At 70.4% G+C, this 18118-nt stretch carries 14 protein-coding genes; 8 read left to right on the top strand and 6 right to left on the bottom strand.

From position 1 onward, the window contains the following. Positions 1-91: 91 nt before the first annotated feature. Positions 92-1603: a class I adenylate-forming enzyme family protein gene (locus tag Pma05_RS05150; protein ID WP_203856101.1), complete on the bottom strand. Its 1512-nt coding sequence runs from the start codon at positions 1601-1603 to the stop codon at positions 92-94. A gap of 276 nt (positions 1604-1879) precedes the next feature. Between Pma05_RS05150 and Pma05_RS05145 the strand changes: the two genes are divergently transcribed. The 3 genes from Pma05_RS05145 to Pma05_RS05135 all read left to right on the top strand — a co-directional run bounded on the left by Pma05_RS05145 (position 1880) and on the right by Pma05_RS05135 (position 3596). Continuing rightward, a complete protein-coding gene (locus Pma05_RS05145) occupies positions 1880-2128 on the top strand; it encodes an acyl carrier protein (protein ID WP_203856100.1) in 249 nt (82 codons plus the stop codon). Positions 2129-2174: 46 nt separating this feature from the next. Beyond that, entirely contained in the window at positions 2175-2438 is a 264-nt protein-coding gene (locus tag Pma05_RS05140) for a phosphopantetheine-binding protein (protein WP_239311702.1), read from the top strand. A 117-nt stretch (positions 2439-2555) separates the two neighbouring features. Further along, complete coding sequence (locus Pma05_RS05135) at positions 2556-3596, top strand: MupA/Atu3671 family FMN-dependent luciferase-like monooxygenase (protein WP_203856099.1); 1041 nt, start codon at positions 2556-2558, stop codon at positions 3594-3596. Here Pma05_RS05135 and Pma05_RS05130 read toward each other — a convergent pair. From Pma05_RS05130 to Pma05_RS05115, 4 genes are all read right to left on the bottom strand, one after another. After that, positions 3586-3870 carry an acyl carrier protein gene (locus Pma05_RS05130; RefSeq protein ID WP_203856098.1) on the bottom strand — a complete coding sequence of 95 codons (285 nt, stop codon included), beginning with the start codon at positions 3868-3870 and terminating at the stop codon, positions 3586-3588. The genes Pma05_RS05135 and Pma05_RS05130 overlap by 11 nt on opposite strands. An 81-nt stretch (positions 3871-3951) precedes the next feature. Beyond that, positions 3952-4653, bottom strand: a complete 702-nt coding sequence (locus Pma05_RS05125; protein WP_203856097.1) for an SDR family oxidoreductase — start codon at positions 4651-4653, stop codon at positions 3952-3954. Further along, positions 4650-5963, bottom strand: coding sequence for a condensation domain-containing protein (locus Pma05_RS05120; protein ID WP_203856096.1), 1314 nt, complete (start codon positions 5961-5963; stop codon positions 4650-4652). Before Pma05_RS05120 ends, Pma05_RS05125 begins: the two co-directional genes overlap by 4 nt. Further along, positions 5960-6730 carry a thioesterase II family protein gene (locus tag Pma05_RS05115; protein WP_203856095.1) on the bottom strand — a complete coding sequence of 257 codons (771 nt, stop codon included), beginning with the start codon at positions 6728-6730 and terminating at the stop codon, positions 5960-5962. Before Pma05_RS05115 ends, Pma05_RS05120 begins: the two co-directional genes overlap by 4 nt. Before the next feature lie 594 nt (positions 6731-7324). Here Pma05_RS05115 and Pma05_RS05110 point away from each other — a divergent pair. Then, positions 7325-8365 (top strand): ParB/RepB/Spo0J family partition protein, encoded by a 1041-nt coding sequence (locus tag Pma05_RS05110; protein ID WP_203856094.1) that lies wholly within the window; start codon positions 7325-7327, stop codon positions 8363-8365. A gap of 17 nt (positions 8366-8382) precedes the next feature. Here Pma05_RS05110 and Pma05_RS05105 read toward each other — a convergent pair whose 3' ends face one another. After that, complete coding sequence (locus Pma05_RS05105) at positions 8383-10149, bottom strand: condensation domain-containing protein (RefSeq protein ID WP_203856093.1); 1767 nt, start codon at positions 10147-10149, stop codon at positions 8383-8385. A gap of 326 nt (positions 10150-10475) precedes the next feature. Between Pma05_RS05105 and Pma05_RS05100 the strand changes: the two genes are divergently transcribed. The 4 genes from Pma05_RS05100 (at position 10476) to Pma05_RS05085 (ending at position 18029) form a co-directional block, all read left to right on the top strand. Beyond that, a complete protein-coding gene (locus tag Pma05_RS05100; RefSeq protein WP_203856092.1) occupies positions 10476-11342 on the top strand; it encodes a thioesterase II family protein in 867 nt (288 codons plus the stop codon). Continuing rightward, positions 11339-11620: an acyl carrier protein gene (locus tag Pma05_RS05095; protein ID WP_203856091.1), complete on the top strand. Its 282-nt coding sequence runs from the start codon at positions 11339-11341 to the stop codon at positions 11618-11620. Before Pma05_RS05100 ends, Pma05_RS05095 begins: the two co-directional genes overlap by 4 nt. A gap of 96 nt (positions 11621-11716) precedes the next feature. Beyond that, positions 11717-17146, top strand: a complete 5430-nt coding sequence (locus Pma05_RS05090) for an SDR family NAD(P)-dependent oxidoreductase (RefSeq protein ID WP_203856090.1) — start codon at positions 11717-11719, stop codon at positions 17144-17146. Further along, the gene (locus Pma05_RS05085) at positions 17136-18029 is read left to right on the top strand and encodes an SDR family oxidoreductase (RefSeq protein WP_203856089.1); all 894 of its coding nucleotides are present in this window, start codon (positions 17136-17138) and stop codon (positions 18027-18029) included. Before Pma05_RS05090 ends, Pma05_RS05085 begins: the two co-directional genes overlap by 11 nt. Positions 18030-18118 lie beyond the last annotated feature (89 nt).

Here is an 18118-nt window from a genome sequence, read left to right as displayed (position 1 = left end):
CGCCCGTTACGTTGGCACTGAACGGTTTTCAACCTCCCCTTGCCGTCCGGCGGACCGAAAGGTCGGACGCGGTGCGTGCGCGCCGCGCGGTTCAGGTGGAAAGAGGTTCACTGAAGACCCGCCCCGGCACGAGATCGCGTCGGCGCAGTTTCCCGGTTGACGTGCGGGGAATGGATGCCATCACCTCCACCGACATCGGTACCTTCTCCTCGACCAGCTGTCCACGGCAGAGTGTGATGAGACTCGATTCGAGCGAGCTGGTCGCGGGCGCCCGTGGCACCACCAGGGCGTGCACGACCTCGCCCAGGTACGGTTCAGGCCGGCCGACGACCGCCGCGTCCGTCACGCCGGGATGTTGGAGCAGGATCTGCTCGACCTCGGCAGGGAAGACCTTGACGCCGCCCACGTTGATCATCTCTGCCTGGCGCCCCAGCACGTAGAGATAACCGTCCTCGTCCAGATGCCCGAAGTCCCCAACGCTGAGGAACCCGTCGTGCTCCTTCAGTCTCGGCCCGGACCCGAGGTAGCGCGGCTGTCGCGAATACTCGCCCCGGATGAAGATCTCACCGACCTCGTTCGGACGGGCGAGTTCACCGGACGGGCGTTCGATGCGCACCTCACAGGTGCGGGGGCGACCAACCGAGCCCGGGTGTTCGAGCCACTCGTCACCGCGGATCCACACCGAACCCAGCCGCTCCTGCATGGCGTACGTGTACCACACCCGCTCCGGCGGGAATCGGCGCATCCACGCCCGGATCACCGGTTCCGGGCATCCGGCCGACGAGATGTGGACGGTCTGGACGCTGGAGAGGTCCGCGTCGGCGACGCAGTCGAGGATGAGCCGCATCATCGCCGGGACGACCAGGAAGTAGCTGATGCTGTGCCGGTGGATCAGTTCGAGCGCCAGGCCGGGGGAGAAGGCTTCCATGACGACGACGTGGTGGTCGAGCGCCAGCCCGTGGTAGAGCCGGGTGAACCCCACATGGTGGAGTGGGACCGCCACCAGTTGACGTTCGCCGAGGCCCACCCCGAATTCGCGATCGTCCGGCAGGGACCGTAGGTCCGAGCTGTACACCCAGGGGTGCTGGCGCAGGATGACGCGGGGATGTCCGGTCGTTCCTCCGGTCGTGTGTGCGGAGCGGGGCAGCGCAGGGGCAGCGGTGCCTGTCCCACCGACGGGAGCCTCCGGGGACCGGGAGGGCTCCTTCCCACCGAGCAACTCGGCAACGGTGACGGACGGGCAGGCGGGGGAGGGCCGAGCCGCGACGAGCAGTGCCGGCTTGGCAACGCCGACCAGTCGATCGAGTTCGGCCTGAGGCATGCGCGGATCCAGTGCCAACATCGTGGCCCCGAGGCGCCACGCCCCGAGCGTCACCGCGACATGCTCCGGAGCGGCAGGAAGCTGGACGCAGACCAGCGATCCCGGGCGGAGGCGCAGTGCGAGCAGTGCCCGATAGGCGACATCGGCCTCGCGCGTCAGTTGTGACCAGGTGAGACACCGCTCGGTTCCATCCGGCCGGACAAAGGTGACGGCCACGTTATTCGGATGCAGATCAGCTAATCTGTCAATACGTTCGGTAACAGTTATTGATCGGCTAACCACCGGGTGACCCTAGCAGGGTCAATTGTCCGTGCCAATATTCGCGGCCTGCGGCTCCGGGGCGCGGTCGGCGGGCACCCGACCGGTCACGGTCCCCGCACGCTGGTGGCGCGGTGACGGGACGGCTATGTTGTCGTTGCGCAATTCATCGCCGGGTCCCGCAACCACCAAGGCGGGGCACGCGCCAGCCGTCCCCGGTGCCGTTCGCGGTGCCGCTTGCGGGGCCTTCGAAAGGGAGGATCCGACCGTGGTCAGGAAACGCTGTTCGGGTGTGCTGGCGTGACGGATGACGAACTGCTCCACAGTGTCGTGCAAGCTTGGCGGGCGGTGCTGCCGACGGACCCGATCGCCATCGACACCGACCTGCTCCGGCTCGGCATCCGCTCCATTCATCTAGTCAAAGTCGCCACGCACCTGCGCGACACGGTCGGGATCGACATCGCGATCGGCAGACTCTTCGAATGCCGTACGCCGGGGGAGATGGCCGAGGTGATCCGGACGGGCGACCCCGGATCGGTACTGCGGTGACCGGCCCGACCGGCTACCTCAGCCATGAAACCGAGGGGTCGCGCACTTGAGTCGTATCGAATGGTCCGCTGACTTCGAGCGCGTGCTGCGTCGTTATCTGCCCCTGCTGGGCGCGGACACGCCGTTGACGCCCGAACTCAGCCTTACGGAGCACGGGCTCGACTCGTTGGGAACCGTCAGCCTGTTGCTGGATTTGGAGGACACTTTCGACGTGACGATCCCCGACGAGTTGCTGACGCTGACGTCCTTCGCCTCGCCCGGCGCCTGGTGGGACATGCTGACGAAAGTCGGCGCTTCAAACGAGTCATAGGACCGTTCCCGAAGCCCACGGGCCGAACAGCAATCCGCGGGCGACTGGCGCAACCACATCGCACCCATGGACGGTGCGAGCACAGGCGGGCCGGGCATCCGGCCGGAAGGAGTCCAGATGACCGGGATTCCCCGTTTGAGTGTCTTCTTTTTCTCCAGTGCCGACACCGGGCCGGTTCCGGATCGGTACGAGTCGATTCTGACCACGACCGCGCTGGCGGAGCGGCTGGGATTCGAGGCGGTCTGGATTCCCGAACGCCACTTCCACCCGTTTGGTGGGCTGTTCCCGAACCCCGCGGTGCTGGCCGCGGCGTTGGCGGCCCGCACCAGCCGGATCGCGATCCGGGCGGGCAGCGTGGTGCTGCCGTTGCACCACGTCGCCCGGGTCGCCGAAGAGTGGGCGCTGGTCGATTCGCTGTCCAACGGCCGGATCGGACTATCGCTGGCCAGTGGCTGGAACCGGGGTGACTTTGTGCTCGGCCAGTGCGATTTCGACGACCGGCGGGAGCACCTGCTCGACACCATCGACACGCTGCGGGCCCTCTGGCGGGGCGAGGAGGTGCGGTTTCCGGTGGGGGACCGGCCCGAACGGGTGCGGACCTATCCGGTGCCGTTGCAGCCGGCCGTTCCGCTGTGGCTCACCGCCACGTCCGGGTCGGCGACCTTCCGTGAGGCCGGCCGCCGCGGCTGCAACGTCCTCACCGCCTACCTTCAGCAACGGACCGACCAGCTGGTGGAGAACATCGGCATCTACCGGGAGGCGTACTCCGCACGGGAACCAGGTTGTGCTCCGCACGTGACGCTGATGGTCCACACCTGCGTGGCGGCGACGACCCGCGAGGCCATGGCCGCGGTCGAAGAACCGCTCCTCGCCTACCAGAGCCAGTTCCTCGACCTGGCCGACCGGCCGCACTCGGGTGGTGAGGAGGCGCTCACCGAGGAGGAGAAGTCCACCCTCGCCCGGTACGCGGCCCGCAAGTATGCCACCGAGCGCGGCCTCGTCGGCGACCCTGCGGCCGTCCTGGACCGTCTCCACCATCTCGCCGGCATCGGCGTCGACGAAGTGGCCTGCCTCGTCGACTTCGGCCTCCGCCCCGACCAGGTCACCGAGACCCTGGTACGCCTGGCCGAGCTCGCTGTCCGTCCGGTCAGTCGCTAGACCAGTCCAGCTGCTGCCAGGTCTGGCCATGCCAGATCTCGGCGGTGGCGACGACTGCGGCGAGTTCGCGGGGAGTGGGGTGTTCGAGGAGGTCGACGAGCTCGATTTCCTTGCCGAGCTCGGCGCGGACGCGGGATCTGATGCGTACCGCGGTGAGTGAGGTGGCGCCGATGTCGAACAGGTCGGTATCGGCGTCGATGTCCGGCACCTTGGTGAGATCCCGCCAGATCGCCACGAGGCGCTCGGTGATGTGGTCGACGACCTCGGCGGACACCTGTGGTGCCGGGTCAGGGTGTGACATCAGCGGATCCTTGTCGTCGGCGATGCGGCTTGTCGTCGGGATGGGATGACCGGTTCACCAGGCGAGCAGGCGGCGGTCGCGGTAGAGACCTCCGGTCGGCCCGTCGGGCGGCAGCGTGGCCAACCAGGTCGGGGTGTCACTCGCCTCCGCGACCGGGACTGTCGCCGCCGGGCCGCCCATGTCGGTCCGTACCCAGCCCGGGCAGCAGGCGTTGACCAGGATCCCGTCGGGGGCGAGTTCGTCGGCGAAGATCCGGGTCAACGCGTTCAGAGCGGTCTTGGAGACCCGGTACGCGGGGATGCCGCTGACCATGGTTGTCAGCCGGCCGACGCTGCTGGAGAGGTTGACGATGCGACCGTACCGCCGGGCCCGCATTGCCGGCACGACGGCCTGGGTCAGCAGCCAGGCGCCCAGCAGGTTCGTCTCCAGGGTGCGCCGCACCACGTCGAGGTTGGCCGTGCTGGCGTCCTGCCCGCCGTCGATGGCGACGGCGGCATTGTTGACCAGGACGTCGCAGCGGCGGAAGTGCCGATGCAGCCAGTGGACGAAATCGGTGACGCTGGTGGTATCGGCGACGTCCAGCGGCGCCACGGTGACCCGGTCGGCCACGTCGCCGAGCCCTGCGGCTGCCGCTTCCCCTCGTTCGACCGAGCGGCTCGCCAACACCACCCGCAGGTCCCGGGCGGCGAGTTGACGGACGATCTCCAGGCCGAGACCTCGGTTCGCGCCGGTCACCACGGCCACCCGGGTGTTCATCGCACCTCCTCGGTGGCCACCCGGCGCAGCACGTCGGCCAGGGTGGTTTCGAACGCGGCCAGGTGGTCGCGGCTCGCCAGGCTCCGCGGCGAGGCGACCACGGCCAGTAGCCCGGTGTCGGTGAGCGAGATCCAGATGCCGTAGCCGAGCCGGTGGGCCGGTGCCAGATGGACGCGTTGCCAGCCGTCGCCCGCACCCTGCGGTCCGGCTGCCGTCCCGGTCGGGCCCATGGTCCGGTCGTCGCTGAAGGACACGAAACACAGCGGGTACTGGTCACCGGCGCCGCTGTAGTGTCCGGCCGGGGTGGTGTCCAGCACCCGGGCGATCGGCAGTTCGTGATGTTCGATCGCCGCCAGCAGCGCGGCCCGGGTGGAGCGCAGGGTGTGGTCGAACCGAGCGGTGGCGGGGAAGTAGAGCGGCAGCATGTTCGCGTACCAGCCGACGCTGCCCGCGACCGGCGGGGTGTCGCGGTTGTGCATCGCCACCAGCATGCCGACCTCCTGCTGGCCGGTGGCTTCGTGCATGGCTGTGCCGACCGCGGCGAGCACTCCCATGAACGCGGTGGCCCGCACGGTGCGGCACCGCCGGGTGAACGCCTCGGCTTCGGCGCGATCCAGCAGGTCGATCCGGACGTACCGGCCGGCGGCCAGGTCCCAGGGGCGGGCGTCGACCGGGAACGCCGGCTCCACCGGCCGTCCGCCGAGCAGTCGTTGCACCGCGGTGACCTGCTGGTCCAGCGCCGGACCCTCGGTGTACCGGCGGCGCTGCGCCGTGGCGAACGCGGCGAAGTCACCGGGCTCGGGAAGGTCGGCGGGGCTACCGGTGACCGCGGCCCGGTAGAGCGCTTCGATGTCGCGGTGCGCCACGGTCAGCGACCAGCCGTCGGCGACCAGGTGGTCCATGGACAGGTGGAACACCGGCCGGCTGGACTGGATCACCCCGGCCCGCAGCAGCGGCCATCCGAGCACGTCGAACGGCCGGTCGACCTCGGCGCGGACGAGTTGCTCCACCGCTTCGACGCTGTTGGGCGGTGACTCGGCCTCGGTGACCGCACAGCGGATCGGGCGGGGTGTGACCCGTCGGACGGTGACCATTCCGTCTCGGTGTCGGAACCGGTACCGCAACGCGCTGTGCCGGGCGACGAAGCCGGCGACCGCCTCCTCCAACGCGGCGATGTCGGCGCGCTCGGGAAGCACACAGGCGAGGGCGAGCGTCTTCCCGGACGGCTGGTGTCCATGCTGCCGCGCGGCGCAGACGGTGCGTACCCGACGTTCCTGGGCGTAGGAGGGCACGTCGCCGACGTCGCTCATGTGGTGCCTCGTCGGCCAGCGCCAGACAACGGCGCCAACTCCATCGCTATCCGGGAGAGAACGCTGGCGCGGTGGTCCAGCAGGAACAGGTGACCGCCCGAGTACGGATGCAGTTGGCTGTCCATGGTGGAGTGCCGCTGCCAGCCGAGCATTTCGTCGACCCGTACCTCTGGATCGTCGACGGCCGCGAAACAGGTGATCAGCATGTCGAGCGGGTCGTCGGGGACGTATCGGTAGGTCTCGCAAAGCTCGAAGTCGGCGCGCAGCATGGGTGTCAGCGCCGTCAGCAGGTCCGGATCCATTACCGCGGACCGGGACTGGCCAGCCATCTCGGCGAGCCGGGTCAGCAACTGCGGCTGCGGCAGGGTGCTCACCGCGGGCCGCCACGCCGGCAGGTGCGGCGCCCGGTACGCCGAGACCAGCAACCGTACGGGTTGCGGTGCCCCGTCCCGGCGCAGTCGCCGACACAGTTCGAATGCCAGCAGGGCGCCCATGCTGTGCCCGAACAGCGCGTACGGCCGGTCCAGCAACGGATGCAGCTCACCCGCCAACGCGTCCACCACGGGTTGGACTCTGCGTGGAGCTGGTTCCCGGAACCGGCTTTCGCGCCCGGGAAGCTGTACCGCCCACACGTCGGCCCCGAGTTCGTCGGGCAACCGCCACTCGCGGAAGACCGCCGCGCCCGCGCCCGCGTACGGCAGGCAGATCAGTCTGAGGCCGGGCCGGTCGCTGCCGCCACACCGCCGCAGCCACGCCGTGCTCAGCAAGCCGGTTTTCCGGGACAGGAGGCCGGCAGGCCAGCAACGATGGTGGGACACCTGCTGCCGTTCACCGCTCGCACCCTTCTGACGACGCCTGATCCGAACCGCTACGTCCCTTGCAGCCTGGCTCTTCACCGCTGCGGCAGCATGTCCCGAGATCCGGTGACAGTGCCGGCTGGTAGGCCCGCGCTGATCGTGCCCGTGGCGCCGGGACAGCCGCATCCGGTTGCAGACCTAGGTCGAAACCCTGGACGCCGGTGCCCGGTGACGTTGTTCGTGGCGGTCCGGCCAGGCTGTCGACGCCCCCGCCCGCCGGGCGCTCGGTCCCCGAAAACCGCGACATGAAGCGCGTAGCTTCCGTCGATACTTTCCCGTGCAGGGACCGCCAGCAGCAGGGAGGGTGCCAGGCCCAGGGCCCGAGCGCCGGAGATGGGCGGCGATGGACGGTAGCACCGTGCGGACGCGGGACTGGTACCAGCCTATGGGGAGGACCACGGGCTACGGCTGTTCACGCGGGCGTCGGCCGAGCCTGCCTCGGGTCGTTCGTCACAACGTGCCGCAGTGTACGCGCAGTGCGCAGTATGGAGGTTGACGTTCGGCATGCATGCACAGAGCTGTTCTGAAAAAGACGATGCCGTCGATTCTGGCGTGGTAGTGATAAACAGCGAAACGTCAGAGGTTCGGGTCGACGACCTACTGCCTGCGGATTCACCTCGACTTCAGGGCGAGGACAGTGGGCATGTGCAGGTGCTTGCCGAGTCCGAGTCCTCCCTCCCGCCGATCCTCGTTCATCGCCAAACCATGCGTGTCATCGACGGCATGCATCGGCTCCGGGTCGCGCAACTGCGGGGCCGGTCCATGGTCGAGGTCAAGTTCTTCGACGGCAGCGAGGAGGACGCCTTCGCCGTCGCTGTGGCCGCAAACCGTGCGCACGGACTCCCGCTCACCCTCGCGGATCGCGAGGCAGCCGCAGAGCGGATCATACGCGCGCAGCCGCACCGCTCCGACCGGTCGATCGCGGCGATCAGCGGTCTGGCTGCTCGAACAGTTGCCGACATTCGTCGACGTCTCGGCAGTGACGTCGCCGCCACTATCTCGAGGGTCGGTCGGGACGGCCGGGTCCGTCCGCTCAACCCTGCGGAGGGGCGGCGCGCGGCCAGTGAGGCGATAGCCGAGCGACCGGAGGCGTCGCTGCGCGAGATCGCCCGGAGCGCCGGGGTCTCGCTGGCCACCGCTCGTGACGTTCGGGAGCGGCTGCGGCGCGGCGACGACCCGTTGCCGGGGCGCCAACTCGGCCCGCGGCAGCAGGCCGGGAGCAGACCGGCGGCGCGTGTCGGGGCCGAGTCGCAGCCCAACGCCGGACGGGCGCCGATGGGCCGGGCGGTGTACTCCCGGGAGCGCGGCCGGTCCGCCATGCTGGATGGACTCAGCCGGGATCCGTCGTTGCGTTTCACCGAGTCCGGGCGCCGTCTGCTCCATTGGCTGTTTTCGAAGGCGAAGGGCCCCGAAGGCTGGGAGGAGGTGCTCGACTCGATGCCGCCGCACTGTGCCTACGTCGTCCTGGAGGTGGCCATCGGCTGCGCCGACGAGTGGTCCCGGTTCGCCACGCAGGTGCAGCAACGGCTGCGCGACTCGGCGTAGCGCTTCGCCCGAAGCCCCTATTTTCCAGGCTCCAGAGGTGGCCGACCGGTGCCCTGGGACTGGATGGGAATGGACTCCCACCACCGTTGAGCAGGGTCGAGGTGCGGGGTGTGCGGGTGGATGACGTAGTGGTGGGGGGTGCTGGAACCAGGGCGCGATCGGACGCGGTACATGCAGGCGACGTGGAGGTCTGCGGCGCTGAGGGACGGGTTCCTGGTGGCCACGTGTGCGACGAGGCGATGATCGGTCGGTGGGCCGGTGATGTCGATGTGGGTGGCTGTCACATCGGGAACGTCGCTGACGAGGAGGCGTACCACTTCCGGAGCGATCCAGCAGCCGTCGGACCGCACCTCGCGGGAGTGGCAGACAGATGCGAGTCCGGTCAGTGCGGGGACGTCGGCGAGGGGGAAGTCGCCGCGTACCGCCGTCACGAGCAATGTCTCGATGCCGTGCAGGACGGTCGCCACCTCCTGTGCCGAGAGGAAGCGCGGGTCGGCGGCGAGTCGCAGCATCACCCAGGGGTCTCGGGCCTGTAGGTCGAAGCGGAGCTGCTGGTGGCGATCCCAGAGCACGTCCCGGCGGTATCTGCTCCGGCTGAGCGCGTCGGCGATTGTGGCGGGTTCGGGTTCGAGAGCCCGGGTGTGGTTGCCGGGCCAGACGCCGTGAGTCCGGTCGTGGAAGAAGAAAGACAGGTCGATGCGCAGTCCGCGCTGCACACTGACGTCGTCGATGGCCTCCTGGATGAGCGCCGGCGGATACTGGGCATGTCGGTAGGCGCACAACGCCGCCCCCTTGGTGCGCCGGACCGCGGTAACGAACGTGGCTTCGCGCAGGTCGACCGCGAACAGGCCGTGCTGGACCCGGGTGGTGACCATGTCGCGGTGCTGTGGCGCGAACCGGTTGCCGACGAACAGTTGCAGCGACGTGAGGTCGATGCCGGAACGCGCGCACAGCAGCGCACTGAAGGCGGCGAGTACCACACTGGTCGGCGTCGCGTCGTGCCGCTCGGCGAGGAGATTGGCGGCCATCGCCACCGCGGACGACCGGAGCTGGCCGGCGGGGGACCACTGCCTCGGTTGACGCTCCGTCGGCTCGGCGACCCCTGTCGTGGTGGCCAGGGTGTGCGGCACCGTGCGCAGCGTCTGCCGCCAGTACTCCGCCGCCCGTTCGGCGCGCTGCCGCCCCGCTGGCGAGGTCTCCGCGATGGCCTCGTCGAGCGGATGGTGAGTGGCTGGCGGAAGGTCCGCACTGTCGCCGGCCAACAACTGCGCGAAGACGCCGCACACCAGTCTCACGCCGACCCAGTCGACCGCCACATGGGAGGCGGTCAGCAGGACGCGGAGCACCTTCCCGGACCGGGTGACGACCGCGACTCGCAACGGCCACTCGTCGTCGGTGAAGCGGTGGCCGCCGTGTTCGACGCTCGCCAGTTCGACCGTGCTCGTAACGTCACCGGCAACGTCCACTTCGTGTACGTCGATGTCGAGCTCGCCCGTGGCCGCCACCTGCTGTCGCGGCTGCCCATCCGGAGCACGGCCGATCGTGGTCCGCAACGCCTCGTACCGCTCGACCAGCAGCCGTACCGCCCGCGCGACCTGGGCCGCGTCGCAGGTGCCCGGCGGCTCGATGACCCGGTGCAGGTTGAAGTAAGCCTCCTGGGGCGCTATCGCTCGGCACCTTTCCCAGATGTGCCGTTGGGCCCAGGTGAGTTCCGCCGAGCCAGACCGCTCACCGTGGAATCGGACCGTCAGCCGCGTGGTGGGGGTCAGCGTTGCATCGACCATCGTGACACACTCCCGCCGGGCTCCCGGCATGGTGAATGAACCTTTTTCAACCTCCCCTTGCGGTCCGTCGGAGCGCAAGGTCGGAGGCGGTGTGTGAGCGCCGCGCGGTTCAGGTTGAAAAAGGTTCAATGCTGCTGCCGTCGAGCGCCCCGCTCACGATATCGGGACGAGGATCTGCGCCGTCCACCTGCGCTGTCGCCTTATTCGGTGACAACCTCCGCGGGTGGAACTGCCTGCCGGGGTCGCGCTAATTGGTGACATCGCCGAAGCGACACCGTGCGCGACGATGGTGACCGCTGAGACGAACCCGGCACGACAGGTGGCCCATGGACACAGGCACGCATGCCAACCCGCTATGGTCGGACGGCCCGGAGGGCATCGCGGACGGTACGGTCGGTGAGCCAGCCACCGTCGAGGTAACCGACTGGTTCATCCCGCTGTCCGACCCGGCCGCCACCACCCAGGTGTACGCCTTTCCACAGGCGGGTGGCGGCTGCGCCACCTTCGCCGGACTGGCCGACCTACTCGCCCCCGACCTTGGTTTCCGGGGTCTCAACCTGCCTGGCCGGCAGGCCCGGTTCGCTGAACCACCGCGCATCGCACTGGGACCGCTGATCGACGATCTCGCGACCGCGCTGGCCCGCCACCACCGTCCGATACTCCTCGGATACTGCTCGGGTGCGTTGCTCGCGTTCCTGGTGGCGCGGCGGCTGCGGGCGCGCGGGCTGGCGCCACCCGCCGCACTCGTGGTCGCGTCGTACGCCGCTCCGCACCAAGCGGAACCGCGTACCGACCTGCATCGGCTGCCGAGTGCGGACTTCTGGCGGGAGATCCTCTCCTACGGCGGGGTGCGGCCGGAGGTCGCTGGGCAACCCGACTTCCGGGAGATCTTCGAGGTGGCGCTACGCGCCGACCACGAACTGTTCGCCGGGTACGAGTACACCGACGAGCCACCGCTGGCCGTTCCGGTTACCGTGATCGTCGGGGACGCCGATCACACCCTGCCGGCAGCGGTGGTCGAGGGGTGGCGTGACCACACCACCCGAGAGTTCCGCACCGTGGCGGTACCCGGCGGGCACTGGCTGCTCGACCGGGACCTGCGGCCGGTTGCCGAGGCGGTCCGGGACACGGCCGCCCGGCTGGCTGCCGCCGAGACCACGGCACGCGGGTCGCAGTCGACGGGCGCACGGTGAGCGGCCAGGCTGATCGCCGAGCGGGTACCGACATCATGGCCCGGATCCACGCGGTGTTCGATCAACGCCGCCCCGTCGGCCTCGACACCAACTTCTTCGAGGCCGGACTCTCGTCGGCAACCCTCGCCGAGATCCTCACCGACCTCGGGCAACTTGGCCTGACCTGCACACTCATCGACCTGTATCGCTATCCAACGGTCCGTCAGCTCACCGCCGCCACCCGCCCGGACTCCACGCCCGCGACGTCGAGCCCACTTCCGTGGCTCGCATCGGGCTGAGCCACACGTGTAGCCGGTTTTCGGGACGTGAGGTAACGGGGAGCGGTCAACAGAATTCACCGGCAGGGCGACCATGCCCGCGAGCGGAGGTTGCAGATGGCCGCGGCGGAACCGATCGCGATCGTCGGTATGGCCAGCAGGTTTCCGGGTGCTGACAACATCGACGAGTTCTGGGCGAACCTGGTGGCGGGCCGCGACAGCGCCACGGAGCTGACCGACGAGGAACTGCTTCGCAACCACGAGCGTCCGGGCCGGATCGCCAACCCCGACTACGTGCGGCGGCGCCCCATCCTCAGCGAGTCGGACTGCCTGGACGCCGAGCTGTTCGGGATGACGCCGCGGGAAGCGGAACTGCGCGACCCCCAGTACCGGATCATGCTTGAGACGGTGTACGGGACGCTGGAACACGCCGGCTACGACTCGACGAGCTATCCCGGCCAGATCGGGCTGTTCGCGGCGTCGAACGTCAACCGCTACCGGTACGACTACATCGAGGCCAACCCGGATGTCATCGACAGCGTGGGATACGGGGCGGTCGACATCCACAACAATCCCGACTACCTGAGCACGTACGTCTCGTACAAGCTCGGGTTGCGCGGGCCCAGCGCCACGGTGCTGACGGCGTGCTCGAGTTCGCTGGTGGCGGTGCACATGGCGCTGACGTCGATCCGTGCCGGTGACTGCGACATGGCGTTGGCGGGCGGAGTCGACATCGAGTTCCCGTTCCACCGTGGCTACCTGCCGATGCCGGGCTGGATGACGGCGATGGACGGGGTGGTCCGGTCGTTCGATGCCCAGAGCACCGGCACCAACTTCGGCGACGGGGTGGGCGTCGTGTTGCTCAAGCCGCTGTCGGCGGCGATCCGGGACAACGACACCGTCTACGCCACCATCCTCGGTTCGGCCATCAACAACGACGGCTCCCGCAAGGTCGGCTACACCGCGCCCAGCGTGGCGGGGCAGAGTGAATGCATCCTCTCCGCGCTGCGCCGCAGCGGTGTCGGCCCCCGTGACATCAGCTACGTCGAGGCCCACGGCACCGCGACCCGGGTGGGAGACCCGATCGAGCTGTCGGGTTTGATCGACGCCTACCAGGCGGCGAGCAGCGAACCCCTTCCGGCGCAGTACTGCCCGATCGGGTCGGTGAAGTCGAACATCGGCCACCTCGGTCAGGCCGCCGGAGTCGCGGCACTCATCAAGACGACGCTCGCGTTGAACCACCGGCAGATTCCGCCCAGCATCAACATGTCCACCCCCAACCCGGAGGTCGACTGGGCGAATTCGCCGTTCTACGTCAACACCGCGCTGCGGGAGTGGTCGACCGAGCCGGGACGGCCGCGGCGTGCCGGCGTCAGCTCGTTCGGGATCGGCGGCACGAACTCGCATGTGGTGGTGGAGGAGGCACCCGCGCTCCCGGCCACCGCCGGATACCGTCGGGCGACGGAGATCCTCACCTGGTCTGCGATGAACCAGACGGCCGAAACGGCGTTGCGGGAGCGGCTCGCCGGGCACCTCGCGGGCGTGTCGGAGGACCGGTTCGCCGACACCGCGTACACGCTGCGGGTCGGGCGTACCCCCAAACCGGTGCGGGCGGCGCTCACCGCCGTCGGCGCGGCGGACGCGGCGGCCGGGCTGCGCGACGCCTCCCGGGTACGGACGTGGGACGGCGTACACCGGGACACCGTGTTCGCGTTCCCGGGCCAGGGTGCGCAGTACCCGGGAATGTGCCGACGGCTGTACGACGACGAGCCCGCGTTCCGGCAGGGCTGCGACGCCGCCTTCGACGTGCTGCAACCGCTGCTGGATCGGGATCTGCGGGCGTTGTGGCTGTCGGCCGACGATCCGGCGCGGCTGGCGGAGACCGAGGTGACGCAGCCGCTGCTGTACGTCTTCGAGTACACCCTCGCGCACTGCCTCATCCACTGGGGTGTGACGCCGCGGACGCTGATCGGCCACAGCCTCGGCGAGTTGGTGGCCGGCGCGGTCAGCGGCGTGTTCGGGTTCGAGGACGGGTTGCGGGCGGTCGCGGTGCGGGCGCAGGCCATCCAGCGGATGCCGCGCGGCCGGATGCTGGCGGTCGACGCCGACCGGGAGACGGTCGCAGATCTGGTGACCGGTGACGTCGCGCTCGCCGCGGTGAACGGGCCGCGGCAGGTGGTGCTGGCCGGGCCGGAGAGCGCGATCGACGAGGCCGCGGCGGCGTTGGCCGCGCGGGCCGTCGCCTGCAAGGTGCTGACCACGTCGCACGCGTTCCACTCGCTGGCGATGACGGAAGCCGCGACGCAGTTCGAGAAGGCACTCAACGAGCTGACCCTGGCGCCGCCGCGGATCCCGGTGGTGTCGGCGGCGACCGGTGAGGTGATCAGCGACGACCAGGCCACCGCTGCGGCGTTCTGGGCCCGGCAGCTGGTGGAGCCGGTGAACTTCCATGCCGCCGTCGGCACGGTGTTCGCCGACGGCCCGACGACCATGGTCGAGGTCGGCCCCGGCACCACGCTGGCGAGGCTGCTGCGTGGCCGGCCGGACCTGCGGGAGTCAGAGAGCCGGGTGCTGCCGGCCGTCGGTCGCGCGGACGACGAGTCGGCGTTCGCCGACACGCTCGCGCGGCTGTGGGTCGACGGGGCACCCGTGACGTACTGGCGGCACGACGAGGGCCGGGGGTACCGGCGGGTCGCCGCGCCCGGCTACCCGTACCAGCGCCGCCGGTACTGGCTGGAGATCCCGGAATCCGACGAACCGGAGCAAGCGACCGCCCCGGAGACCACGGTCATACCGCCATCGGCCGCCGCCGAGCCGGAGGTACCGCAGCAGCCGGCCACCCGGTGGCGCATGGCGGAACTCGAATGGTCGCGGGACCCCACGCCGGTGCCGCACCGACCAGCCGCCCCGGTGGGCAGCGCGGTGCTGTTGCTGCCCCGCGACGCCGCCGCCGGCCGCGCCGCGCAGACGGCACTGCAACGCGCCGGCTATCGGACGGTACGGGTGGGGGACAGCCGCCTGGGCGAGGACGCTGGCCGCACCGGCATCGACCCGACCGACCCGCACGCGTGGCTGGCGGCCCTCGACACGGCCGCCGGACGTGGCGCCGGGCCGGTGATGCTCGTGCACGCCGCGTTGCTCGCCGCGCCGGCCCGGGTCGAACTATCCACCTTGGACGAACAGCTCGCGTCCGGGTTGGCGGCGGTGACCGGCGCGCTGAAGGCGGCTGCCGTCTTCCAACGCCGCCACGGCAGCCCGGTCCGGGTCCTGGTACTGGGCAGCGGCATGGTCGACGTCACCGGTGGCGGGAACGTCAACCCCGCGAGCGCCGCGGTGCTCGGCCTGCTGCGCAGCGCCGAGCAGGAGAATCCGGCCGTACCGTGCCACGCGGTCGACGTCGCGGGACCGGCGGCCGAGCACGTGCTCAGCGACACCATCGCCCGCCCCGTGGCGCCGCTGGTGGCGGTGCGGGGCGCGACGCGGTGGCTGCCGCGACTGAGGCCGCTGCCGGCGCGGGAGTCCGACACCCGGCTGCGGCACCGCGGCGTGTACCTCGTCACCGGCGGGTTGGGCGGGATCGGCCTCGTCGTCGCCAGGACGCTGGCCGAAACCGGGTACCAGCCGAACATCGCGCTGCTCGGTCGTACCCCGCTGGCGGAGCTGACCGACCGGGCCGCCGTCGAAGCCGAACTCGCCTCGATCGCCGACGCGGGAGCCGAGGTGGCGGTCTTCACCGGCGACGTCGGTGACGCGGCGGCGTTGCGGAACGTGGTCGACGACATCCAGCGGCGGTTCGGCCCGGTGAACGGTGTCGTGCACTCCGCCGGGGTCGCCGGAGGCGGGCTGCTGGAACGCCGCGATGCCGCTGCGATGCGCCGGGTGTGGCACCCGAAGGCGGCCGGGACCCTCGCCATCGAAGAGGTGTTCGCCGACCGTGCCCCACTCGACTTCCTGCTGCTGTTCTCCAGCGTGGCGGGCCTGTCCGGCCTGTACGGCAGCGCCGACTACGCCGCCGCGAACGCGTTCCTCGACGCGTACAGCCACAGCCGGGTCGCGGACCGGTGCCGTACCGTCTCGGTGCAGTGGCCGGGTTGGGCCGAGGTCGGAATGCTGGCGCGGTCCGCCGACGCCCACGTCGCGCTCGCGCAGCACCGCGACCCGCCGCCCGGCCCGCCGCCGTCCGGCCCGTCGACCGAGGACGGCGCCGTCGTCGGCCTGGACGTCGTCCGTGCTCCCGATCAGGACTGGGAGTTCGACGAGCACGTGTTCGACGGGATACCGGTGCTGCCCGGTACCAGCCTGCTGGAGTTGGCGGTCCTCGGCGCACGCGCGGTCCGTGGCGACTGGCCGTTGGAGATCGGCGACCTGGTGTTCCTGGCTCCGGTGGTCGGTGACGGCCCACGGCAGCTCCGCGTCCTGCTCCGCCCGGTCGGGGACGCGCACCGGGTCATCGTGCGGTCCCGCGCCGCCGGCACCGACGAACCGTGGACCGAGCACGCCACCGGTACGGTCCGTAACCCCGCTCCGGCGGACGAACCCGACGTCGCCGCGATCGCGGACCGGCTGCCCGCGTCGACGGTGTCCCCGCTGGCCGAATGGATCGACTTCGGGCCGCGCTGGGACATCATCACCGCGGTGCGCGGCGACGGCGAGGAACGGCTCGCCCGGCTGGTACTGCCGGCCAGCTACCACGCCGACCTCACCGACCACCCGGTGCACCCGGCGATCGTGGACGCGGCCACCAGTGTCCTCACCGATCTCACACCGGGACGGCAGTACGCCCCGTTCATCTACCGCAAGGTCCTCGTGCTGGCGCCGCTGACCGCCGACGTCCAGATCCACGCCCGGTTCGCCGGGCCGGCTGGCCGGGCCAGCCGGCCGGTGGACTTCGACATCTACGACTCCGACAGCGGTCGCCTGCTGGCCCGGATGGAGTCCTTCACGATGCGCGAGGTGACCGCCGGCCAGTTCGCCGCGAAGCCGGCGTCCCGCCAGCCGGCCCCGCCGCCCCCACCGGTCACCGGTGCACCGGTGGCTCCACCGGCAGCGGAACCACCTACCAGCACCCTGCTGCCCGACGAGGGCGGGACCATCTTCCTGGACCTGCTCAACCAGGCGTACCCACCGGTGGTGCTCGTCGACTGGCGGGACGTACGGCTGGAGGTACCCGGCATCGGCTGGGCCGACCAGCCGGCACCAGCCGGCACGGTGAGCGGTCCGGCATCGACCGCCAGCCCGCGGGTTGCCGTGGCGCCGGTCGCGCCGGCGCGGACGACGGCGGCGAACGCCGCCACCGCGACGCCCGCCGAACCCGGTGACGACCGCATCCTCGCGGCGCTGAGGCAACTGTGGAGCGCCTCGCTCGGGGTGCCGGACATGAGTCCGGACGACGACTTCTTCGACCTCGGTGGCAACTCGCTGGCCGCGGTGCAGCTGACGTCGCGGATCAACGCGCACTTCGGGACCAGCCTCGGCGCCGGCGCGCTCTTCGACGCCAGCACGATGCGGCTGCTGGCGGCCGAGTTGAAGGCCCTGGGTGCCGCATGACGACCCGGTTCGGGACCGCACCGCCCCGGACCGCGTCGCCGACGACCGACCAGCGGCCGGAGGGGTGACCGTGCATATCCGCCAGTTGTTCAACCCGAAGGCGCTGCACGGCGAGGTGGCGGTGGTCACCGGCGGCGGCTCCGGGATCGGATACGCGATCGCCCGCGACTTCCTCGCCTGCGGCGCCGAGGTCGTGATCACCTCCCGGTCCGCCGACCGGCTCGCCGTCGCCGAAGCACGGCTGGCCAGCGAGACCGGCCAGTCGGGTGGCAGTGTGCCGTGCGACGTCCGCGACGAAGCCGACGTCGAACGGCTGCACGACTACGTGGCAGCTCGGTACGGCCAGGCCACGATCGTGGTCAACAACGCGGCGGCGAACTTTCGGATGCGGGCCGAGCGGATGACGTTCCGGGCGCTCGACACGGTGGTGAACACCGACCTGTTCGGCACGTTCCACGTCACCCGCAGCTTCGTGCCGGCCATGCTGGAAGCGGGTCATGGCGTGATTCTCAACATCACGTTGCCGCGACCGGAGTTTGGTTTCCCGTGGTTCGCGCACTGTGGCGCCGCCAAGGCCGCGATCGTCTCGCTCACCGCGACCTGGGCGTACGAGTGGGGGCGGCACGGCATCAGGGTCAACGCGATCGCTCCCGGCCCGGTACCCACCGACGGCGTGGCCGCGAACATGCTGCACGCCGAGCGGACCCCGGCCTTCGAACAGGTCGCCGGCAGCATGCCGCTGGGTCGGCTCGGCACCCCGGCCGACATCGCCGCCGCGGCGGTGTTCCTGTGCTCGCCGGCCGCGAGCTGGATCACCGGGCAGAACCTGGTCGTCGACGGCGGGATCTACCTCAACGGTGCCTTCGCGCCACCCGCGTCGTGACCCGCCGGCCCGTACCCGCCGGAGTCCCCGGAACCGGCGACGGGTGCCGGGGCGGACCCGCCGATACGTTCCGGGAACCAGGACGGTGC

The organism is Plantactinospora mayteni (genome assembly GCF_016862935.1).
Lineage (GTDB): Bacteria > Actinomycetota > Actinomycetes > Mycobacteriales > Micromonosporaceae > Plantactinospora > Plantactinospora mayteni.
This window is presented reverse-complemented; position numbering and strand designations above follow the sequence as displayed.